The organism is Tatumella sp. JGM94 (assembly GCF_018257595.1).
In the GTDB taxonomy this organism is placed as follows: Bacteria; Pseudomonadota; Gammaproteobacteria; order Enterobacterales; family Enterobacteriaceae; genus Tatumella; species Tatumella punctata.
In genome coordinates this window covers 72,113-93,264 of the sequence record NZ_JAERJN010000002.1, presented here as the reverse complement: position 1 = coordinate 93,264, position 21,152 = coordinate 72,113, and the positions used below count along the sequence as shown (strand labels likewise).

At 50.8% G+C, this 21,152-nt stretch carries 20 protein-coding genes; 8 read left to right on the top strand and 12 right to left on the bottom strand.

Going from position 1 to position 21,152, the window contains the following annotated elements; genetic code table 11:
• Position 1: 1 nt before the first annotated feature.
• Both cadA and cadB read right to left on the bottom strand, forming a co-directional pair.
• Positions 2-2,140, bottom strand: coding sequence for a lysine decarboxylase (gene cadA, locus JK216_RS02115; protein ID WP_212711231.1), 2,139 nt, complete (start codon positions 2,138-2,140; stop codon positions 2-4).
• Between the two features lie 25 nt (positions 2,141-2,165).
• Positions 2,166-3,467 (bottom strand): cadaverine/lysine antiporter, encoded by a 1,302-nt coding sequence (gene cadB, locus JK216_RS02110; protein ID WP_212709556.1) that lies wholly within the window; start codon positions 3,465-3,467, stop codon positions 2,166-2,168.
• Positions 3,468-4,391: 924 nt separating this feature from the next.
• Here cadB and JK216_RS02105 point away from each other — a divergent pair.
• The 5 genes from JK216_RS02105 (at position 4,392) to oppF (ending at position 9,971) form a co-directional block, all read left to right on the top strand.
• Entirely contained in the window at positions 4,392-6,032 is a 1,641-nt protein-coding gene (locus tag JK216_RS02105; protein ID WP_212710532.1) for an ABC transporter substrate-binding protein, read from the top strand.
• A gap of 74 nt (positions 6,033-6,106) precedes the next feature.
• A complete protein-coding gene (gene oppB, locus JK216_RS02100) occupies positions 6,107-7,027 on the top strand; it encodes an oligopeptide ABC transporter permease OppB (RefSeq protein ID WP_212711174.1) in 921 nt (306 codons plus the stop codon).
• Between the two features lie 15 nt (positions 7,028-7,042).
• Positions 7,043-7,951 carry an oligopeptide ABC transporter permease OppC gene (oppC, locus tag JK216_RS02095; protein WP_212711173.1) on the top strand — a complete coding sequence of 303 codons (909 nt, stop codon included), beginning with the start codon at positions 7,043-7,045 and terminating at the stop codon, positions 7,949-7,951.
• A gap of 11 nt (positions 7,952-7,962) precedes the next feature.
• Entirely contained in the window at positions 7,963-8,967 is a 1,005-nt protein-coding gene (oppD, locus tag JK216_RS02090) for an oligopeptide ABC transporter ATP-binding protein OppD (protein WP_212710533.1), read from the top strand.
• A complete protein-coding gene (gene oppF / locus JK216_RS02085) occupies positions 8,964-9,971 on the top strand; it encodes a murein tripeptide/oligopeptide ABC transporter ATP binding protein OppF (protein ID WP_212709590.1) in 1,008 nt (335 codons plus the stop codon). The genes oppD and oppF overlap by 4 nt, the downstream gene beginning before the upstream one ends.
• 66 nt (positions 9,972-10,037) lie before the next feature.
• Here oppF and JK216_RS02080 read toward each other — a convergent pair whose 3' ends face one another.
• The 3 genes from JK216_RS02080 to JK216_RS02070 form a co-directional block, all read right to left on the bottom strand.
• Positions 10,038-10,616 carry a GNAT family N-acetyltransferase gene (locus JK216_RS02080; protein ID WP_212709591.1) on the bottom strand — a complete coding sequence of 193 codons (579 nt, stop codon included), beginning with the start codon at positions 10,614-10,616 and terminating at the stop codon, positions 10,038-10,040.
• Between the two features lie 121 nt (positions 10,617-10,737).
• Positions 10,738-12,366, bottom strand: coding sequence for an ABC transporter substrate-binding protein (locus JK216_RS02075; protein WP_212709592.1), 1,629 nt, complete (start codon positions 12,364-12,366; stop codon positions 10,738-10,740).
• A 230-nt stretch (positions 12,367-12,596) separates the two neighbouring features.
• On the bottom strand, positions 12,597-12,848 hold the full coding sequence (locus tag JK216_RS02070) for a DinI-like family protein (protein ID WP_212710535.1): 252 nt from the start codon (positions 12,846-12,848) through the stop codon (positions 12,597-12,599).
• A gap of 302 nt (positions 12,849-13,150) precedes the next feature.
• Here JK216_RS02070 and JK216_RS02065 point away from each other — a divergent pair, with 302 nt between their 5' ends.
• The 3 genes from JK216_RS02065 to JK216_RS02055 all read left to right on the top strand — a co-directional run bounded on the left by JK216_RS02065 (position 13,151) and on the right by JK216_RS02055 (position 14,426).
• A complete protein-coding gene (locus JK216_RS02065; protein WP_212710536.1) occupies positions 13,151-13,723 on the top strand; it encodes an HdeD family acid-resistance protein in 573 nt (190 codons plus the stop codon).
• A 71-nt stretch (positions 13,724-13,794) separates the two neighbouring features.
• Positions 13,795-14,127, top strand: a complete 333-nt coding sequence (locus JK216_RS02060; RefSeq protein WP_212708511.1) for a DUF1622 domain-containing protein — start codon at positions 13,795-13,797, stop codon at positions 14,125-14,127.
• A 113-nt stretch (positions 14,128-14,240) separates the two neighbouring features.
• Complete coding sequence (locus JK216_RS02055; protein WP_212708510.1) at positions 14,241-14,426, top strand: hypothetical protein; 186 nt, start codon at positions 14,241-14,243, stop codon at positions 14,424-14,426.
• 77 nt (positions 14,427-14,503) lie between these two features.
• Here the strand turns inward: JK216_RS02055 and JK216_RS02050 are convergent, their stop codons facing one another.
• The 7 genes from JK216_RS02050 to JK216_RS02020 all read right to left on the bottom strand — a co-directional run bounded on the left by JK216_RS02050 (position 14,504) and on the right by JK216_RS02020 (position 21,094).
• Entirely contained in the window at positions 14,504-15,373 is an 870-nt protein-coding gene (locus JK216_RS02050; protein ID WP_249212979.1) for an ABC transporter substrate-binding protein, read from the bottom strand.
• Between the two features lie 49 nt (positions 15,374-15,422).
• Positions 15,423-16,202 carry an amino acid ABC transporter ATP-binding protein gene (locus tag JK216_RS02045; protein WP_212711171.1) on the bottom strand — a complete coding sequence of 260 codons (780 nt, stop codon included), beginning with the start codon at positions 16,200-16,202 and terminating at the stop codon, positions 15,423-15,425.
• Positions 16,202-17,128, bottom strand: coding sequence for an amino acid ABC transporter permease (locus tag JK216_RS02040; RefSeq protein WP_212708507.1), 927 nt, complete (start codon positions 17,126-17,128; stop codon positions 16,202-16,204). The genes JK216_RS02045 and JK216_RS02040 overlap by 1 nt, the downstream gene beginning before the upstream one ends.
• Positions 17,121-17,657 (bottom strand): GNAT family N-acetyltransferase, encoded by a 537-nt coding sequence (locus JK216_RS02035; protein ID WP_212711230.1) that lies wholly within the window; start codon positions 17,655-17,657, stop codon positions 17,121-17,123. Before JK216_RS02035 ends, JK216_RS02040 begins: the two co-directional genes overlap by 8 nt.
• 9 nt (positions 17,658-17,666) lie before the next feature.
• Positions 17,667-18,605 carry an ABC transporter substrate-binding protein gene (locus JK216_RS17195; protein ID WP_212708517.1) on the bottom strand — a complete coding sequence of 313 codons (939 nt, stop codon included), beginning with the start codon at positions 18,603-18,605 and terminating at the stop codon, positions 17,667-17,669.
• A gap of 2 nt (positions 18,606-18,607) precedes the next feature.
• Entirely contained in the window at positions 18,608-19,945 is a 1,338-nt protein-coding gene (locus JK216_RS17190) for an LLM class flavin-dependent oxidoreductase (protein ID WP_212708506.1), read from the bottom strand.
• A 114-nt stretch (positions 19,946-20,059) separates the two neighbouring features.
• Positions 20,060-21,094: an MsnO8 family LLM class oxidoreductase gene (locus JK216_RS02020; protein ID WP_212710538.1), complete on the bottom strand. Its 1,035-nt coding sequence runs from the start codon at positions 21,092-21,094 to the stop codon at positions 20,060-20,062.
• Positions 21,095-21,152: the final 58 nt, after the last annotated feature.

Genomic DNA, 21,152 nt, shown 5'->3' with positions numbered 1-21,152 from the left:
CTTAAGGCTGAGTCAGCACTTTCACCATATACTCTCCCTGGTCATTCCGATACACACCGTGAATATCTGTTTCAAAGCCGGGATAATGAGATCCTATTTCACACAGCATCTCCAGAAAACTCAGTACCGGACGGTTCTGCCCGGTAAGCTTTTCTCCGGGCATAATCAGCGGGACCCCGGGGGGATACGGCAGGATCATATTGGCACTTATTTTATCTGTCATTTCTGACAGCAGACATTCGCAGGTGTTGCCAAGGATTTCCTGTTGAAATGCACGATGAGGTGTCATCGCCATCTGCGGTAATGTTTCAAATGCCTCGTACATAAGTTCTGGCAATCTGTGTTTCACTATCAGTTTATGAATACCATGAGCCAGTGCCTGTATTCGCATATTTTTATAAAAAACAAGATCCTTCGAAAATAATTCAGGTAATACCTCATGCACCAGCGCATTTTTATCATAAAAATATTTAAATTCGCTCAGAGCCTTGAGCAGCGTTAATGATTTTGTTTTATCAACACCGAGACTGAATAAAAAAAGTAACGAGTAAGGACCCGTTTTCTCAACAATTATTCCATATTCACTCAGAAAGCCGGCCACTACGGATGCCGGTATTCCCACATCAGCGAGATTACCGTGCCTGTCCAGACCCGGAGTTAATAATGTAATTTTTATCGGGTCAAGGGACATATGATCGTCATCGATATTTTTAAAACCATGCCAGTTATTAACCGAATTCAACGGCCAGCAACAGACTTCATCGATGTTATCGGGCTGCCATACATCAAAAAACCAGTCTTCTGATTCATTACCTAACCGGACGATTTCTTTCCGGAACGAGATGGCAAGATCAATCGTTTTTTCCATCAGTCTTACGCCCGCGGCACCTTTCATCATCGCTGCGGATATTTCGCAGGAAGCCACAATGCTGTAGAGGGGCGATGTTGAGGTATGCATCATATAGGCTTCGTTAAAAGTACTTTCATTAAAGTCCCCTTTCACATGGATCATTGAAGCCTGAGAAAAGGCAGCAAGTAATTTATGTGTGGATTGTGTTTCAAAAATCAGCTTACCACTGACCGGTTCGCCCCCCATGCCTGATTTATTCTGATAAACAGGATGAAACTGTGTATAAGGCACCCAGGCTGAATCAAAATGGATGGACTTCACCGGGAGTGTTTGTTTAATAAACTGCGTATTATAAAAAAGGCCATCATAGGTTGAGTTGGTAATGATTGCATGGCAAGGCCACTGCCCGATGCCTTGTGCTTTAAGCAGTGCTTCGATATGCTCATGACTGAATTCAGATTTTGGGATCCCGCCAAGAATACCATAAGCATTACGCGTTGGTTTAAGATAAACAGGTGTAATATCACTCATCATCATCAGATGTGTTATCGATTTATGGCAATTACGATCAACAAGTACGGTCCCTCCGGCATGACAGGAATACATACCTACCACTTTATTCGCCGTTGAAGTGCCGTTTGTAATAATATAACTGCGATCAGCATTAAATACTGATGCAATATAATTTTCTGCCTCGCGATGCGGTCCGGAGTGATCGAGCAATGAGCCCAGTTCGTCCATAGAGACAGAAATATCTGAACGCATGGTATTCTCACCATAAAAATCATAAAATAATGCGCCGGCAGGACTTCTTTCGAAGGCCGTTCCGCCCATATGCCCTGGCGTACAGAAAGTATACTTTTCTTTTCCGACATAGCTGAACAGGGCTTTGGTAAATGGCGGAAGAATAGTCTCCCGGTACTCGTCAATGGCTTGCTGCATTTTGATGACAATATCAGGAATATGCGCGATAAGGTATTCGTGGAAACGCAGGTTGATAGTTAACTGACTGAGCTTTATTTCAAATCCATGATTCTTACTGACGAAAACAAAATTGGGTACCCGGGAATTTATCTGACTGATTTTCTGGCAAAGTGCCAAATCATGCCGGTCCCAGTCAAAGATAACACCGCAGAGCCTGGCATTATTTTCAATGGATGAAATCATATCCTGCTCATCATCATAAATATCCGTATTAAACCCAATGCTATTTAACTCATCTGCGATAGAAAGCATTACTTTACTTTTATAAGACTCATCAGAGTCATTTAAAATGGCTATATAATTTATTTCGTATCTCTCTTCAAAAAGAATATCAGACGGATTTATTCTTACTGATTTTTTCAGCGTAGAACATAAATATAATCAGGCTGGTAATAAATGTACCTGCCAGTATAAAAGAGTCAGATCCTAACATGGCGATAAAGCAGAACAGGCTCCCCAACAAGGCGGTAATAAAACTGAGCAGATTCTTAATATTAATACCATCCATCCGGATCAGATCGATACAAGAATAAAAGTAAGGCAGCATTGTGAGTAATACAGCAATGCTGATTAAGTCACCGAATACCGAGGATGTTTTACCACCATGCATATTCATGACAGTGACAACCACCAGCAGAACTGTCATTTGTAGTGCAGCAAGTAACAATCCTTTTGCAGGGACCCCCTGGCGGTTCATTTGGCCATAAATTGCGGGGAAATTACCGTCATGTGCTGCCCGGGCCCCGGCCTGACCGACCAGCATCATCCAGGAACCCAGAGAAGTAAGACAGGCTATTGCGGTAAAAGCAGAAACAACCGGCCCGGCCCAGTTACCAGCCATGGTTGACGCCGTTACTGAAAAAGGTGCGCCGGAAGCCGCCATTAGCGATGCAGGATACATTCCCGCGATAACCTGAGTCGCGGCCACATACACAATCCCGGCCAGCAAGGTACCTGCAATCGTCGCCACCGGAATATTACGTTTAGGATTTTTCACCAGGCCGGCACTGACAGAAGCAGACTCCACGCCGATAAACGCCCACAGGCATAATAATGTGCTATTCAGTACTGCCTGATAGTCTGTATGGGACGAGACATTCCAGTTTGCCTTGTAAATATCTATACTGAACCAGTGCCATCCGAATATTGCGGTCCCGACTACCGGGATTAAAATAAGCGTGACACCGAGCGTTGTAAGCTTACTTATCCATGAACCGCCGAGCATATTTATAAAAGTAAATACCCAGATAATCACCAGTGAGGCGATACCCGCCGGAACAGGTTTATTCAGTTGCGGGAAAAAAGTAGACAGATACGAAACCGCAGTAATTGAAATGGCAAGGTTGCCAATCCAGTTTGCATGGTAATAAAGTACTCCGGTCTGGAAACCGAGATCTTTACTGACTTCTCCGGCATAAGCAATAGGTCCGCCCTCTTGCGGGTCTTTTGTTGCCAGCCGGGCATAAACATAAGCAAGGGACATTGCACCAAGCAGTGCGATCCCCCAGCCAAAAATAGATACAGCACCAACAGATGCCAGATTAGCAGGTAATAACGCAATCCCACTGCCCATCATATTTCCCGCAACAATACCAATGCAGGCTATTAAACCAATCTGTTTAATTTCAGCCACAATAATACCCTCATAAAATAATTACAGAGTTATCCGGAGACAGAGGCAGGATGATTAGTAATTACCTTTCCTGATAATTATATTTAAATATAGTTTATGGTTCTGCTGATGCAAATACTTTACAATAATAAAGATCACATTATCTTTGTTGTTTAACTTGTTGCTTTTTAAATCATTACATCAAAAAAACGGCGGCGAGAATAAATAACAACACAGACTGTAACGGAAAAAACGGAAATTATCACTCACGGTTACTATATATTCTCGACGGAGGCTTTATCGGTTATCAGTGATACCATGAAAAACAGTGTGATATTAAATGTTAAGTATGGAGACAGAGAAAAAGCAGTTGTTAACCGGCAGGCATTTAACCATTGGGTTAGCCGCCTTCAGAGTTTCTCGTGATGCAGACAGCTACGGGGTCACCGTTCAGCGTGGCACACTGGCTGGTGATCTGACTTAATTCGCGCCCCGTCCCGGAAGTCACCAAAACAGGTCACCATTATGGTGAGCTTGTGCCTTTATGGTGCATTGCATTCCGTTTATTAATAACCCGCCTGACAATATAAGTTTAATTTCTGATCATCATCTGTTAAACCGCGGTTTATGACAGCTTTACTTGCCGGGTAACAGACCTCAAAACGAATTAACTTCCGGTTATCACAATAACTTCTGGCATAGATAATGCATAAGATAGTTTTTTATTATGATAATTCAGTCAGAGCACGGATTATGTTTCATTTTATGAATCATAAACAGGAGATGGCAGAAAATAAAAAGTTCCTGTACCGGTGCAACAGACTTAATTTTAAATAAAAAATACAGGCAGGGTAACCAGGAAAATAACAGGCCCGGAAACAGACTAAGGGCCGGTCTGCGGTTTTCCCATAGCAAACACAATCCGCAATGATGGAGCTTCGTAAAATGAAATTTTCTCCCGATAAAAAAATACTCGCCGCGGGGATTATTGTTGCCATGAGTCAGCTGGCATTAATCCGGGCACAGGCCGCTGATGTCCCGCAAGGGGTGACACTGGCTGCAAAACAGGAAATTGTCCGCGGTAACGGGGGAGAGGTTCAGTCACTGGACCCCCATAAGATTGAAGGTTCTCCTGAGTCTTATGTCAGCTATGACCTGCTGGAAGGTCTGGCAATCGTCAACCCGCAAGGCAAGGTTGTCCCGGCAGTCGCAGAAAGCTGGGAAAACAAAGACGGTAAGATCTGGACCTTTCATCTGAGAAAGAATGCCCGCTGGTCAAACGGAGAGCCCGTCACCGCTCAGGATTTTGTCTATAGCTGGCGCAGACTGGTGGATCCTAAAACCGCGTCTCCTTATGCCAGTTATCTGCAATACGGCCATGTGGTAAATGTCGATGATATTGTGGCCGGTAAAAAAAGCCCGGACCAGTTAGGAGTAAAAGCACTGGACGACCATACCCTGCAGGTCACTCTGACAAAATCCGTGCCTTTTTTCGACCAGTTACTGGTCTACCCCGCACTGTCACCGGTTTATCCGCCGGTAGTGGAAAAATATGGGGATCAATGGACCCAGCCACAACACTGGGTGGGTAACGGCGCTTATACCCTTCAGGACCATATTGTTAACGAACGTATTGTGGTTGTGCGGAACCCGGAATACTGGGATAACGCAGCAACGGTAATTAATAAAGTGACGTTCCTGCCGATCGATTCAGAGGTCAATGACGTTAACCGTTTTTACTCTGCCGATGGCAGTGATATGACGTTTAACAACCTGCCTATCGAACTGTTCCGCAAGCTAAAAAAAGATAACCCGCAGGATCTGCATGTTGATCCCTATCTCTGCACCTATTTCTACGAGCTGAATAATAAAAAAGCGCCGTTTAATGATGCCCGTGTCCGTACCGCCATAAAACTGGGGCTGGATCGTGACATTATCGTGAATAAAGTACTGGCCCAGGGGCAGACCCCGGCTTACAGCCTGACCGACCCGGCGACTCAGGGTATCGATGTCATCCAGCCAGCCTGGTATAAAGAAACGCAGGCGCAGCGCAACGACGCCGCAAAAAAACTGCTGCAGGAAGCCGGTTATGGCCCGGGGCATCCCCTGACCTTTACCCTGCTGTATAACACCTCGGATCTGCATAAAAAACTGGCGATTGCCGCCGCCTCCCTTTGGAAAAAAAATCTGGGTGTGAACGTGGTACTGGAAAACCAGGAATGGAAAACCTATCTCGACTCCCGTCATCAGGGGACCTACCAGATGGCCCGTGCCGGCTGGTGCGGCGACTATAACGAACCCAGTGCTTTCCTGAACACGATGCAAACCGGCGACAGCAACAACACCGCGTTCTACTCTGATGCTGCTTTTGATCAGGCACTGAAAAATGCCGCCAATGCAACAGACAGTCATCAGCGTGCCGGAGATTACCAGCAGGCAGAGCAGATTCTGGACAAAGATTCGGGGATTGTGCCGGTCTTTTATTACGCCAACACCCGGCTGGTGAAACCTTACATTGGCGGCTACACCGGTAAAGATCCTCTCGATCATATCTACGATAAAAACCTGTATATCATCAAACATTAATTTATCGGCCCCGGCCTGTGCCTGTGCACTGGCCGGTTTTCCCGACAACAGCGGTGAGCAATTAAGGTAACGCAATGTTGAAATTCATTTTACGGCGTATAGCTGAGGCTATCCCGACCCTGTTAATACTGATTACCATCTCCTTTTTTATGATGCGACTGGCGCCCGGCAGTCCGTTTACCGGTGAACGGAACCTGCCCCCGCAAGTGATGGCGAATATCGAGGCCCGTTATCATCTGAATGACCCTATCGGTAAACAGTATCTCGATTATCTGATCCAACTGGCCCACAGTAACTTCGGCCCTTCCTTTAAATACCAGGATTTCAGCGTCAATTATCTGATCGGCCAGGCTTTCCCTGTTTCTGCCTCACTGGGGCTGGCCGCGTTCTGCTTCGCACTGATCTTCGGTATCGCGACCGGAATTATTGCCGCACTGCGGCAGAACAGTTTCATTGACTACGCAGTGATGGGGCTGGCCATGACCGGGGTGGTTATCCCGTCCTTTGTGGTCGCTCCTTTACTGGTACTGATTTTTGCGATTTCCCTGAAGTGGTTACCGGGCGGTGGCTGGAACGGGGGTCAGTGGCAGTATGTGTTACTGCCGATGATTGCCCTGGCACTGGCATATATCTCGAGTATTGCCCGTATTATGCGCAGTTCCATGATTGAAGTTATGCATTCAGATTACATCCGCACTGCGCGGGCTAAAGGGATGCCCCTTAGCCGGATCGTTTTTCGCCATGCCCTGCGCCCGGCAATGTTACCGGTTGTCTCCTATATGGGGCCTGCCTTTGTCGGCATTATCACCGGCTCCATGGTTATCGAATCCATCTTTGGTTTACCGGGCATCGGTCAGTTGTTCGTCAATGGTGCACTGAACCGGGATTACTCACTGGTGCTGAGCCTGACAATTCTGGTGGGAGTATTAACCATCGTATTTAACGCTATCGTCGATATTTTATATGCAGTCATCGACCCGAAAATTCGTTACTGATGGCGGGACTCTATAATGATTTTATTTAAAAAGAATAAGCAATTCAGTGAAAACATTACCGGCGATAACGTGATTGCCGGCCGCAGCCTGTGGCAGGATGCGGGGCGACGCTTTCTCCATAACCGTGCAGCATTAATCAGTCTGTTACTGTTATCAGTGATCATTCTGTTTGTGATCTTCGCCCCGATGCTGTCTCCGTTTGCCTATGATGATACGGACTGGAATATGATGTCTGCGGCACCGGATCTGGCATCGGGCCACTGGTTCGGCACCGACTCCTCAGGACGTGACCTGCTGGTACGTGTCGCCATCGGCGGACGTATCTCTCTGATGGTCGGGATAGCATCAGCAGCGATTGCCGTCGTCGTCGGTACCCTCTACGGTTCAGTTGCCGGGTATGTCGGCGGTAAAACCGATACTTTTATGATGCGTCTGCTGGAAATCCTGAACTCTTTTCCGTTTATGTTCTTCGTGATCCTGCTGGTCACTTTCTTCGGCCGCAATATTTTGCTGATCTTCGTCGCTATCGGCATGGTGTCCTGGCTGGATATGGCGCGTATTGTTCGTGGTCAGACCCTGGCCCTGAAAGGCAAAGAGTTTATCGAAGCCGCGCGGGTCGCAGGGGTATCCACCGGCGGTATAGTCACCCGCCATATCATCCCCAATGTGCTGGGTGTGGTGGTGGTCTATGCCTCACTGCTGGTCCCGGGGATGATCCTGTTTGAATCGTTTCTCAGCTTCCTCGGGCTGGGTACCCAGGAGCCGTTAAGCAGCTGGGGAGCGCTGTTAAGTGACGGTACAAACTCGATGGAAGTCTCTCCGTGGTTACTGATGTTTCCTGCCAGTTTTCTGGTTATCACACTGTTTTGTTTTAACTTTATCGGCGATGGCTTACGGGATGCCCTCGACCCGAAAGATCGCTAAGGAGCCAGGGAATGACAATTGAACACCTAAGCACTGCCGGTAATGCCACCCCCGCCTTGCTGACCGTTAATGATCTGCGGGTCACTTTTACCACCCATGACGGTGAGGTGACGGCAGTGAACAACCTTAACTTTGCGCTGAATGAGGGCGAAACCTTAGGCATTGTCGGAGAGTCTGGTTCAGGAAAATCCCAGACCGCATTCGCTTTAATGGGATTGCTGGCACGTAATGGTAAAGTCAGCGGATCCGCCTTATTTAACGGTCAGCAGTTAGTGAATATGCCGGAAAAACAGCTGAATAAACTGCGAGCCGGACAGATTGGGATGATATTCCAGGACCCGATGACCTCACTGAACCCTTATATGAAAGCCGGTGACCAGCTGACTGAGGTGCTGCGGCTGCATAAAGGTATGAGCCGTCATGATGCCTTTGAGGCCTGTGTCAGAATGCTGGATGCCGTAAAAATTCCGGCGGCCCGTCAGCGGATGAAAATGTACCCTCACGAATTTTCCGGGGGCATGCGTCAGCGGGTGATGATTGCGATGGCACTGTTATGTCAGCCACGTTTACTGATTGCTGATGAGCCGACCACCGCGCTTGATGTTACGGTTCAGGCACAGATCATGACTCTGCTCAACGAGCTGAAACGCGAATTTTCTGCCTCTATTATCCTGATTACCCACGACCTCGGAGTCGTGGCCGGCGGCTGCGATAAAGTACTGGTTATGTACGGCGGGCGGACGATGGAATATGCCAGCACCGATGCCCTGTTTGCCGAACCACAACACCCTTATACCCGCGGTCTGTTACAGGCCGTTCCGCGTCTTGACCGGGATGACGGAGAGCTGCGTACCATTCCCGGTAACCCGCCGAATCTGCTTAATTTACCTGGCGGATGCCCCTTCCGGCCACGCTGCCAGTATGCGATTGCTCAGTGTGACACCTCACCGCAGCCCCTGTCCGGTGCCGGGGGAAGGATCCGCGCCTGCCACAGAACGCCGGAGGAATTACAATGATCACAGAACATCAGCCACAGAGACCGGTGTTGCTTGAAGTTAACCATCTGAAAGTCTGGTTTGATATTAAACAGCAAAAACAGTGGTTCTGGCAGCCACCTCAGCACCTGAAAGCCGTCGACGGGGTCAGTTTCCGTCTGCATCAGGGGGAAACCCTCGGAGTCGTCGGAGAGTCCGGTTGCGGTAAGTCTACCCTGGCGCGGGCTATTATCGGGCTGGTTAAAGCCACCGAAGGCAGTATCTGCTGGATGGGTAAAGAGCTTGCCGGAAAAGGGGCTGCTGACTGGCAGGCTGCCCGTAATGATATTCAGATGATCTTTCAGGATCCCCTCGCCTCCCTTGATCCGCGGATGACCGTTGGCGATATTATTGCTGAGCCCCTGCGCAGTCAGCGACCGCGTCCCTCCCGTGCCGAAATCAGACAGCGTGTTCAGGCCATGATGGAAAAAGTCGGTCTGCTGCCGAATATGATCAACCGTTATCCCCACGAATTTTCCGGCGGACAGTGCCAGAGGATCGGCATCGCCAGGGCACTGATCCTGGAACCGAAACTGGTGATTTGTGATGAACCAGTGTCGGCGCTGGATGTTTCTGTCCAGGCGCAGGTGGTGAACCTGTTACGTAAGTTACAGCGTGAAATGGGTCTGGCTCTGATCTTTATTGCCCATGACCTGGCGGTGGTAAAACATATTTCCGATAAGGTGATGGTAATGTATCTGGGCCATGCGGTAGAAACCGGCGAATATCAGCAGCTGTACCGCGTCCCGGCGCACCCTTATACCCGCGCACTGATGACCGCAGTCCCGTTGCCGGACCCGGCACTGGAGCGTAATAAAACCATTCAGTTACTGGAGGGTGAACTGCCCTCACCGATTCATCCGCCCGCCGGCTGTGTCTTCTCGACCCGCTGCCCGCTGGCTGATGATCATTGCCGGGCAAACCGTCCGGATATCCGCGGACCAGAAACACATACGGTAGCCTGCCTGAAGGCCGAAATTCTCTGATATCAGGCCAGCCAAACGCCGGGTTCCCCGGCGTTTGCTTACCATCCCTCCACCCTCAGCAAACGGTTATCCGGCCGGCCCGCCCTGTTCCGGCGACGACTGTGCCGTGAAGGCAATCCATTCTTCACGGGTAATTTCCCACAGTTCAGACGCCAGTTCTCCGGCCAGATAATGTTCCGTGCCGGTAGCGATCAGCCGCATACCGCTGTTCAGGGAGAGCTGCCTTGATGCCCTGTTCAGACTGGCTTTCGGGGCCCTGAGCACCTCCTGTCCAAGGGTAAAGAACCAGAAATCCGTCACTGCCTGACAAGCCTCTGTCATATATCCCTGCCGTTGCCAGCCGGGATCCAGCCAGAAGCCACGGTTATTATCCGGGGTCAGCGAAAGGCTGATCACCCCAATCAGCACCTGCGGATCCTCTTTGCGCCGGATCGACCAGAACCAGCCATGGCCACGTGCCATTTCAGGCAACGCGACAGTATTCACAAAATCTGCCGCCCCGTTCTGCGGGTATGGCCAGGGAAATCGTGCCGCCAGATAGCGGACAATCTCCCATTGGGGGAAAACCGACTGGATCTGTACGGCATCAGCGGCCTGCAGCGGACGCAGATACAGACGCGATGTTTCTAACGCCGGCGTTGTCATTCGAAGTCCTTCTGAGGAAAAATCATGTCACAACATACGGATATACTGAAACATCCGCGTCTCCGTATAACCGGCACCAGGTCTGCCCTCTGAGCGCAAGGACCGGCACCGGTCAGCACACTTACTGCTTAAGATATAAATCTTTGGTGTAATAAAAACCGAGTAATGAAGGCGCAAATCCCCCGACCCGGCGGTTAACCATATAATCCTGAGCACCATAAAAAACGGGGATCGCCGGCGCGTCATTGGCGGCAATCTCCATCGCTTTCTGGTAATCGGTAGCGGTCTCTGCCGGGGTTTGCGCCAGCTGTGCGGCAGCAATTTCATGATCAAAAGCTTTGTTACTGTAATTACCGGTGTTATTGCTGTCACCGCTACGGAAGGTATTCAGAAACGTGGAGTACTCATTGTAATCCGCCCCCCAGGTATAGCGTACTAGCTGGAACTGTCCCTGATGCATGGTATCCAGCATCGATTTCCATTCCTGGTTTTGTAGCGTCACACTGACCCCGAGGGCGCTTTTCCACATAGAGGCAGCGGCAATGGCAATACGCTGATTATCTGCATTGTTATTATACAGCACAGAGAAACGGAGCGGACGGGAGGCACTATATCCGGCTTCTTTCAGTAACTCACGGGCTTTGGCAATTCTCTGGCCCGGGGTCCAGCCTGCCCATGCCGGGGGGGTGATACTGACCCCGCCCATAGACAACGGTGCCACCGTCCAGGCCGCTTTCTGCCCCATTCCCAGCACTTTTTCACTGATAATATCTTTATTCAGGGCCAGGTTAAGGGCCTGTCTGACCCTGGCATCATTAAACGGTGCCCGGCCACTGTTAATATCAAAATAGAACACGCTCAGTTCCGGTGCAGCAAACACCTCTTGCGGTTTTTCTTTTTTCATCCGGCTGAAATCAATCGCCGGGATTGTCGAGGTAATATTGATCTCACCGGCCAGATAACGGTTCAGTTCTGCGCTGCTGTCACTGACCGGCAAAAACGTCACCTGATTAATGACAGTATGTGCATTATCCCAGTAACGCGGGTTACGCTTCAGGGTCACCTTTTCATTAACCACCCAGTCCGTGAGCTGATAGGCACTGCTGCTGACCATATGGCCGGGCTGCGTCCAGGTATCACCGTATTTTTCCACGTCTTTTTCACTGACAGGGAAGAGTGACGGATGAGCAACAAATTGCAGGAAATAAGATACCGGCTGATCGAGGACCACTTTCAGGGTTGAACTGTCGGGGGCAGACACTCCCAGTTGGTCAGGCGGCATTTTTCCGTCAATGACGGCCTGCGCATTAAGGATATGGGCATTCGCAGTGAACGAGGCATAGGGAGATGCGGTCTGAGGTGCCGACAACCGGCGCCAGCTGTAGACAAAATCCTGTGCACTAATCGGCGAACCATCAGACCAGCGGGCGCCGGGCCGGATATGAAAAATCCAGGTTTTATGATCACTGGTATGCCATGAGTCGGCCAGTGCCGGAGTGACGATCCCCTTATCATCCACTCTGACCAGCCCTTCAAACAAGTCATTGATGATAGCCATCGAACTGTTATCTTCCACTTTGTCCGGGTCGAGGGTTGCAGGCTCGGCACCATTACCGCGCACCAGGTTCTGGGTGGTCGCCAGCGATGTCCCGGCGGGCACAGTCGCCGCCATCACCAATGGTGAAACGCAGAGTCCGGCAAGTACCATCGACAGCCGGATTTTATTAAGATATGAATATTGTCCTTGCATAAATATACCCTTACTTATTTATTAATAATTATGAGGTTATGAATATCACACTGCCCCGGATTATTAAAATATAAGAGTATTTACAGATAATTCGTCAGAGGAAAATCCTCTGACTGCAGATTTACCGGCGACATGCGAAGCACAGTCGCGGTGAAATGACGGGTGTATCGCAGGCAGATCCCGGCCTTTAACCCGACTGCCGGTGACCCGGCAGACAGACCAGAGACAGACTAGCCGGGTTTACGCCAGTAACCGTGCAGCAGGACATCCTGCAATAGCTCATTAACCACCACACTGACATGTTCATTTTGATGAAAACCATCAGCGATACACCGGGTTTCATCACCCTCTCTGAGGATCAGTAACTGACTCTGGGGATAAACTTCATGTACCCGGACACGCAGTTCTGAAGTAAAGGCTTCATATTGTTGTCCGGACAGCGTTGCAATATCCGTCCCGGCAATACTGATTTTAATCTCCATACACACTTCCTCCGCTCTGAGGCCGTTAACCTGAGGGCACTTATCAGCTATTCAGACAATATAACGGCCAGGACATAAACTGGTCAGTACGGCCCGGCACCCTGTATACAGACAGGCCGACGTTACTGAGTATAGGTGTATATCTGGCTGATTTGAAAGGTGACTGGCGACAGATAATGTTATTGATTATGACGCAGCCCGCCGCGGGCGTAAAAAAATCACTCAGACCATCGTCTCTGGCTGATTAGTCTATAGTTAAGCGTAAACCGGAGAAGTCTGATTATGTCTGAAAGGAGTGATGCATGTTAAATATCGACCGTAAACAGTTGCTGAGTCTGAATGAGGATGTTGTTAAAAAACAGCGGGTATTATTGCTGATCACCGGCTGCCTGTTACTGGCCGGGGGGATTTTCTGTCTGGTCAATCCTTTTGCTTCCGGGGTCGCCTTAAGCACCCTTGCCGGCGTGATGTTTCTGCTCAGTGGCGTCGGCCTGATTATCGGGATGATCGCCAACCGCAGCCATAATTTCGGGCCAATGCTCGGCGGGATCCTGCTGGGGATTGCCTATCTGATTATGGGATATGTTTTTATCCGCAGTCCGGTGGCAGGCATTATGGCCATGTCTGTTATCCTGGCAGTACTGTTCGCGGTTGGCGGGATTATTCGTCTGTCTGCCGGGTTCCGTCTGCGGGGTCATAACGCTGGCTGGCTGCAAATTATTGTCGGTATTCTCGATATTATTATTGCCGTGATCCTGCTGACCGCCGGCCCGCAAATGTCCTTTATGCTGGTCACCGTCGTTGTCGGCCTGGAAATGCTGTTCAGCTCTTTTGCCCTGTTTCAGATTGCGGCACTATTCCGCACAGAAAAATAACGCGTGTCGTCAGCAGCGCGCTGACAGGGAAGTATTAAACGCAGGGTATAACAATCAATTCGGGGTCCGGGATGTGGGATTTAACTTACTGGCGTGAAGGACTGGTCAGTTGTGTGCATTTTTTCCAGTTAGCACTGGAAACGATTTCGGTCATTTGTGTGGTTATCGGATTACTGCGCACACTGCGGGTACTGTGCCGCGGCAGAGGGGGGGCTGCTGCCCGTTACTGCTTTGGTAACTGGCTGGCGATGGCGCTGGAGTTCCAGTTAGCTGCAGATATCCTCGCCACAACGGTCGACCCTGATCTGGACAGTCTGATTAAACTGGGGATCATTGCCGTCATACGTACCTTCCTGAACTTTTTCCTGGCAAAGGAACTGGAACATGCGCCGCAGGAAAAATAATCCCGGCGGTAACGCACTGTGATTTACAGACCTGTGCTGCTGCAGAAGACCACTGGAGCAGCATCATTTACGGAAATTTCCGTCCACAATACGAGTAACAGAGACGCAGACTGATGACCAAACTGACTTCGGAGCAAAAACGCTATGTCGATGAACTGGCGATGATGCAGATTGAAAATATGAACAGTGATGAATTTCTTCTGAATCAGCTGAAGAAAAAAATACACGGGCTGGAAGGTGAGCTGAAAGAGTTCTTTGAAGAACGTCTGGCTTTTCACAGAAAAAACCATAATAAGTAATACAGACCGCTGTTATATCAGCCGTATTTTGCGGGGCTCTGTATCAGCAGAGCCCCGCATATCTTTCCCCTGCCTGCTTAATAAGTGATGCCCGGCGGGTTCACCTGCGAATGAGTAATCTCTTCATCCTGTAACCCCCAGCGGTTCATTACCTGCTGATAGGTGCCGTTACGCAGAGCACCATTCAGGGCTTCCTGCACCGCAAACACCAGTTTATTCCCTTTTTGGGTGGTGGCTGCCACCACGGCCTGTACCGGCCCCGTGCCTGCAACCCGCGTCTGACCGGTCAGCGCGGCTTTATAGGTTGCGGCTGCCTGTGGCCCGAAAATAACATCCACCCGCCCGGAAAGTAATGCCAGATTATCCGCCGCATCATCTGTCAGATAGACAGGGGTTGCCGAAGGTAAGTGCCGGTTAATATTCTGCTGATTCCAGTCCAGTAAAATCCGTTCCTGGTTAGTGCCTGAACCGACAACTACCTTTAATCCGGCAATATCTTTTGCCTTACTGATACGGGTGATCGGGCTGTTTTTCCGGACACTGAACGCCAGAGAATCAGTCCGGTAACTGGCAAAATCATATTTTTGTTTACGCTGTTCAGTGACCGCAATATTGACCAGCGCCACATCATAGCGGCCACTGCTGATACCCAGCGGCCAGTTTTCCCAGCTGACGGGGACCAGATTCAGTTTCAGCCCCAGACTATCAGCCAGCAGCCTGGCGATATCAGGATCACTGCCGATCCGTGTCTGATTATCATCCGCCAGCAGGGCCAGTGGCGGGGAATTCTGTGCAGAAATCGCCACCGTCAGTTCCCCCGGTCTGGCAAAATGATAGCCGGGCGGTATCAGTGCGACCGCCGCCCGGTTAAGCGGGGTGTGTATCGGGGTCTGATTCTGTTGCAGATCGGGTAATGCTGCCCCGCGGGCCCCGCTGCTGACAGCCATCCCGATGATCAGTGAGCAAATAACCGGCTGATACCCCATGGATTTCTCCTTACAGAACACTGGCTAAAAAATTACGCGTCCGCGTATGACGGGGATTGTTCAGCACCTGTTCACTGCTGCCCTGCTCGACGATTTTTCCATCAACCATAAACACCACCTGGTCAGCTATCTGGCGGGCAAAACCGATCTCATGGGTGACAATCACCAGCGTCGTCCCGGAGTTTGCCAGCCTGGCAATAACGTCCAGCACTTCCCCCACCAGCTCGGGGTCGAGGGCTGAGGTCGGTTCATCAAATAATAATACCCTTGGCTGCAGTGCCAGTGCCCTGGCTATCGCCACCCGCTGCTGCTGTCCCCCGGACAGATGACGTGACCAGGCATCCGCTTTCTGTTGCAGGCCGACCATCGTCAGCAACGCTTCCGCCCTTTGTCTGGCCTGACTGCGTGACAGCTTTTTATGTACTACCGGCGCTTCAATAATATTGTCCAGCACGGTCATATGGGGGAACAGATTAAAATTCTGAAACACATAGCCGACATTAAGACGCTGTTTAAGCAATGCTTTTTCCGGTAATTCATACAATTTACCGCTTTTCTCACGATAGCCAATATAGTCATCATCCAGCCGGACAAAGCCCTCGTCCGGTTTTTCCAGCCGATTGAGGGTACGCAGCAAGGTTGACTTACCTGAACCGGAAGGTCCGATGATCACCGTGACGGATCCCGGCGGAATTTCCAGATCAATGTGATCCAGCGCCCGGAACTGACCATACGATTTACTGACGCCGCTGACAGAAATCTTTCCTTTTTTATCGGTATTCACTGACATCAGGAGACCTCCTCTGACAGACCACGGCGCTGGGTAGCGACCCGCGACCAGATACGCGAACGACGGGGGACGGCAGCAGAGACAGCTTTACGCTCACTGCGGGCCAGCATTTTCTCTGCCAGCAACTGGAGCACGGCCAGTACACTGGTGATCACCAGATACCAGCTGGCTCCGACCATCAGTAACGGAATCACTTCCTGGTTACGGTTATAAATCATCTGAATCGTGTAAAAAAGTTCCGGCATTGCCAGTACATAAACCACTGAGGTGCCTTTCACCAGACCAATAATCTCGTTAAAGCCTGTCGGTAAGATGGCCCGCAATGCCTGTGGCAGAATAATCCGCCAGGTTCTGCGCCATGCGGGTAACCCGAGAGCTGCCGACGCCTCATACTGACCAAAGTCAACCGACTGGAACCCGCCGCGGATAATCTCAGCCGTATACGCACTCTGTACCAGTGTCAGCCCGATCACTGCCGTCTGAAACTGCCCGAGCACATTCACCGTCTGAAAATGTCCCCAGTTAAAGGGAGTGAAGGGAATACCCAGCGACAGGGTGTCGTACAGATAAGAAAAGTTATACAAAATAATCAGCACCACAATCAGCGGCAGAGAACGAAACAGCCAGATATAGCCCCAGGCCAGCGCTTTCAGTAACGGGGATGACGACAGCCGGGCCAGTGCCAGAGCACCGCCGATCACCACACTCAGTAATGCACTGACCAGGGTCATCAGTAAGGTACGTCCCAGGCCTTGCAGGATCACCGGATTAAAAAACCATTTCGCAAATACCCCCCATTCCCAACGGGGATTAAACGCGACCGACTGAATAATTCCGGCAAAAATCAGTACCGACACCAGGGTGCCGGCAATACGCCATGGATAACGGACCGGTACGACTTTTTTCGACACAGGTGACTCAGACATGGCTGTTAGCTCCGTAATGGGGTACCACCGCGGCCAGCGGGGTAACCAGCGATTTTGTAAACCTCAGCCGTCCGTCATACGGCGGCCGGCTGTATTCTTCAAAATCCCGCCGGACATCAAAGCCCGGCTGGTAATTCAGCGACAGATAAAGCGCGACCGCTTCCGGCTGACGAAACCCGGTGGTCAGATACAAAGCACGGTAACCGGCCTGTCTCGCATGCTGTTCCAGTCGGGTGACCATACGCTGTGCAATCCCCTGTCCGCGTAATGATGCCCGCGTCCAGATACGTTTTATTTCGGCCGTATGATCGTCTAAATATTTATATGCCCCGGTCCCGATAATTTCACCGTCCTGCTCCAGTACCAGAAACAGTCCGCGCGGGGCCAGATAATAATCCGTCGGTTCTTCTTGATGATGCCCGCGGAAATAGTCACCATAACGCTGTCCGTATTCAGCAAATAACCCTTTAAGAATCGGCTGTAACTCTTGTGCATCAGGAGAAACAATCCGAAAGCCGGTCGCTGTCATCATTGCCTCCTAGTCACCCAGCCCGGGGGGATTAATTTCAGACGATGGCAAAGCCTCCAGCCCTTCTCCCCAGCGATTTAATACTTTCTGATAATCGCCATTGTTAATCACGCCATTCAGGGCAGTCTGTACCGCCCGGTCCAGTCCGTTACCTTTTTTCATGGTGACCGCGATATGCGCCGCTTTAGGCCAGCCGCCATCAACGGCACCGGCAAACCGTGTCTGCCCGGTAACCTGCGATTTCCATGCACCCAGTACATGGGGCCCGAAATAGGCATCAGCCCGTCCGGAGAGTAACGCCAGGCTCTCTGCAGAACCGGAAGGCATATATACCGGAGTAAAAGGGGCCAGCCCGTGGCTGCGGTTTTCTTTATCCCACGCCAGTAAAATAGCTTCCTGGTTAGTGCCTGAGCCGACAATAATTTTCAGCCCGGCAATATCCGCAGCTTTGGTGATTGATTTCAGCGGAGAGTTATCTTTGACATAAAAGGCCAGCAGATCCTTACGGTAAGTGGCAAAGTCGAATTTTTGTTTACGATCTCTGGTCACCGTGATATTGGAAATTGCTGCATCATACCGGCCACTGCTGACACCGAGAGGCCAGTCATCCCAGGACGTCTGGACAATATTCAGTTTCAGCCCCAGGCTGTCGGCAATCAGCCTGGCAATGTCCGGTTCGCTGCCAATCAGGGTTTTATTGTCATCAGCCATCACTGCTAACGGCGGTTCGGTCATCCCGCTGACGGCGACGGTAAATTCCCCGGGGTGAACAAAGTGAAAGTTTTTCGGTATCTGGCTGATAGCTGTCGGATTTTTCACCGTATCCACCGGGCGGGCATTGGCTGCCAGGCTGACATTGGTATTGTTGATCCTGACATCGGCGGCACTGCTGTAAGCAGCTGCCAGTCCGGCCAGCACGATAAACCGGCGTAATCTGTTATTGAACATTGTCATAGGGCTTCCTGTACCTGCGGGGCTGACTGAAACTGGTTTACCGGCGGGTGAAGCGCGAATGAATCACGCAGGGTGGATCCCGGATAATCCCTGCGGAACAGGCCGCGCTGCTGTAATAGCGGGATGACTTCATCCACAAACCGCGCGAACACTTCCGGGGTTCCGCCATTAATAATAAAGCCGTCAGCCGCACCACTTTCGAACCAGAACTGCAGTCCGTCGGCCACCTGCTCTGCCGTCCCGGAGAATACTGGCCGGGGTGTTGCTGCTTCCAGCGCCGCCTGGCGTAAGGTTAAACCCCGTTCACGGGCATTCTGTTTAATTTCGTCGGTGGTACTGCGGAAACTGTTACCGCCCAGTTCGCCGAGTTCAGGGAAAGGAGCATCCAGCGGATACTGACTAAAATCATGATGTTCGAAATAACGGCCCAGATAATTCAGCGCGTCCTCAATGGAAACCAGTGCCGCCGTTTGCTGGTACTGACGTTCAGCATCGTCAGCATCATCACCGATAATGACAGAGACTCCCTGGAAAATATGCAGCTGGTCAGGGCTGCGCTGATATTCCGCCAGCTGTGATTTGACATCACGATAAAATGCTCTGGCTTCATCGGGGGTTTTCTGATGGGTAAAAATAGCATCCGCGTGTCTGGCCGCCAGCGCTTTACCGTCACGGGAGGCACCGGCCTGGAAGACCACCGGCCTGCCCTGCGGGGTACGGCCAATATTGAGCGGCCCGGCAACGTCAAAAAACTCGCCGTGGTGGTTTAAGGTATGCAGTTTTTCTTTATCGAAGAACACTCCGCTCTGTTTATCACGAATAAACGCCCCTTCTTCCCATGAGTCCCACAGCCCTTTCACCACGTCCAGATATTCACTGGCAATCCGGTAACGTAAACCATGCTCAGGGTGCTGCTGACGGGAGAAATTTTTTGCCGACCCCTCCAGCGGAGAAGTCACCACATTCCAGCCGGCTCTGCCACCGCTCAGATGATCCAGACTGGCGAACTGTCTGGCGACGGTGAAAGGGTCGCTGTAGGAGGTCGATACCGTCCCGACCAGCCCCAGATGACGGGTTGCCCCGGCCAGTGCGGATAATAATGTCAGGGGTTCAAAACGATTAAGAAAATGCGGAATTGATTTTTCGTTGATATATAAGCCGTCAGCCACAAACAGAAAATCCAGTTTCCCTTGCTCTGCTTTTCTGGCAGTTTCTGTGGCGAAATCAATATTAATGCTGGCATCAGCGGTGGCCGACGGATGCCGCCACGCCGACATATTACCTGATGCTCCGTGCAGAATAGTTCCCAGTCTTAACTGACGTTTTACAGACATAGCGATCCCTTATAAAAGTAATATTTTATTTTCTGAGTGATACTGCTATTTAAATACAGGACAGATGAATTCCCCCCTGTATACCCGGCGGATAATTATATAATCTGACCGTTATCAGGCCGTCCGGATGATATTTTCTGCCGGCACTTTCTGAGGCTGAATATTGCCTTTTGCCTGCGCCAGTAAATATAAGGTCTCTCTGCGCACCGCCGGGTCACTGACCGGAATATCAATAATAAACTCACTGATCCCGGTGTCACGGTGTAGCGCGTCAAGCTGCCCAATCACCGACTGTGCTGAACCGGCAAAAATTGCCGCCTGCCGGCGGGTAACCGACTTAGCTTCACTCCCGCTCTGGCGAATAAACCGCTCGGCCTGTGCCTGGCTGGCCAGCGTGACACGCTGGCCATTGACCAGTTCAGCCTGCCATAACTGCTGCTCTGCCGCCTGACGCATGGCGACGTCAGGATCTTCACTGACAATCGCCTGAATGGCGACCCTCACCGGGCGCTGACTGTGCTTCTGCCAGTAGCGGGTAAAGGTATTTAACAGTTGCCGGTCACCGTTAAGATGGGCGGCAAAGACGAAATCCCAGCCCAGCTCTGCTGCCAGGCTGGCGCTGGCGGTACTGGCACCCAGTAAAAATCGCCGGGCACTGACCGCAGGGATTGGGGTGGCCAGTAAGGCATTCTCCGGGTCTGCCGCCTCGCGGGTCTGTAAATAGTCGTCCAGTTGTTTCAGGCGGGTACTGAAGTCCGCGGCGTTTGCACTGTCACGGCCTTCCTGCAACGCACCGGTGGCAAGGGGAAGCCCGCCGGGCGCTTTACCCACCCCCAGGTCAACCCGTCCGGGGGCCAGCGCCGACAACAGATTAAAATTTTCTGCCACTTTATAAGGACTGTAATGCTGCAGCATCACCCCGCCGGAGCCGACCCTTATTTTCCGGGTACGGGACAGTATCCAGGCAATCACGATCTCCGGCGAAGGGCTGGCCAGTGACGATGTATTATGGTGTTCCGCCAGCCAGAAACGATGGTAGCCCCAGTTTTCGGCTAAGCGGGCAAGTTCCGCCACATTATTCAGTGCGCCGGTAGCGGTTTCATTATCCGGCACCAGGCATTTATCCAGTACACTCAATTGATAAGGCATTTATTATTCCGTTTACTGATAATGACACTATGGAATAATTATTAGCGCCTGAAGGTGA

Bases quoted from the DNA above. Each gene is read 5' to 3' on its own strand.
- JK216_RS02105 (WP_212710532.1), top strand. From the start codon at position 4,392: ATGAAATTTTCTCCCGATAAAAAAATACTCGCCGCGGGGATTATTGTT.
- oppB (WP_212711174.1), top strand. From the start codon at position 6,107: ATGTTGAAATTCATTTTACGGCGTATAGCTGAGGCTATCCCGACCCTG.
- oppC (WP_212711173.1), top strand. From the start codon at position 7,043: ATGATTTTATTTAAAAAGAATAAGCAATTCAGTGAAAACATTACCGGC.
- oppD (WP_212710533.1), top strand. From the start codon at position 7,963: ATGACAATTGAACACCTAAGCACTGCCGGTAATGCCACCCCCGCCTTG.
- oppF (WP_212709590.1), top strand. From the start codon at position 8,964: ATGATCACAGAACATCAGCCACAGAGACCGGTGTTGCTTGAAGTTAAC.
- JK216_RS02080 (WP_212709591.1), bottom strand. From the start codon at position 10,616: ATGACAACGCCGGCGTTAGAAACATCGCGTCTGTATCTGCGTCCGCTG.
- JK216_RS02075 (WP_212709592.1), bottom strand. From the start codon at position 12,366: ATGCAAGGACAATATTCATATCTTAATAAAATCCGGCTGTCGATGGTA.
- JK216_RS02070 (WP_212710535.1), bottom strand. From the start codon at position 12,848: ATGGAGATTAAAATCAGTATTGCCGGGACGGATATTGCAACGCTGTCC.
- JK216_RS02065 (WP_212710536.1), top strand. From the start codon at position 13,151: ATGTTAAATATCGACCGTAAACAGTTGCTGAGTCTGAATGAGGATGTT.
- JK216_RS02060 (WP_212708511.1), top strand. From the start codon at position 13,795: ATGTGGGATTTAACTTACTGGCGTGAAGGACTGGTCAGTTGTGTGCAT.
- JK216_RS02055 (WP_212708510.1), top strand. From the start codon at position 14,241: ATGACCAAACTGACTTCGGAGCAAAAACGCTATGTCGATGAACTGGCG.
- JK216_RS02050 (WP_249212979.1), bottom strand. From the start codon at position 15,373: ATGGCTGTCAGCAGCGGGGCCCGCGGGGCAGCATTACCCGATCTGCAA.
- JK216_RS02045 (WP_212711171.1), bottom strand. From the start codon at position 16,202: ATGTCAGTGAATACCGATAAAAAAGGAAAGATTTCTGTCAGCGGCGTC.
- JK216_RS02040 (WP_212708507.1), bottom strand. From the start codon at position 17,128: ATGTCTGAGTCACCTGTGTCGAAAAAAGTCGTACCGGTCCGTTATCCA.
- JK216_RS02035 (WP_212711230.1), bottom strand. From the start codon at position 17,657: ATGACAGCGACCGGCTTTCGGATTGTTTCTCCTGATGCACAAGAGTTA.
- JK216_RS17195 (WP_212708517.1), bottom strand. From the start codon at position 18,605: ATGTTCAATAACAGATTACGCCGGTTTATCGTGCTGGCCGGACTGGCA.
- JK216_RS17190 (WP_212708506.1), bottom strand. From the start codon at position 19,945: ATGTCTGTAAAACGTCAGTTAAGACTGGGAACTATTCTGCACGGAGCA.
- JK216_RS02020 (WP_212710538.1), bottom strand. From the start codon at position 21,094: ATGCCTTATCAATTGAGTGTACTGGATAAATGCCTGGTGCCGGATAAT.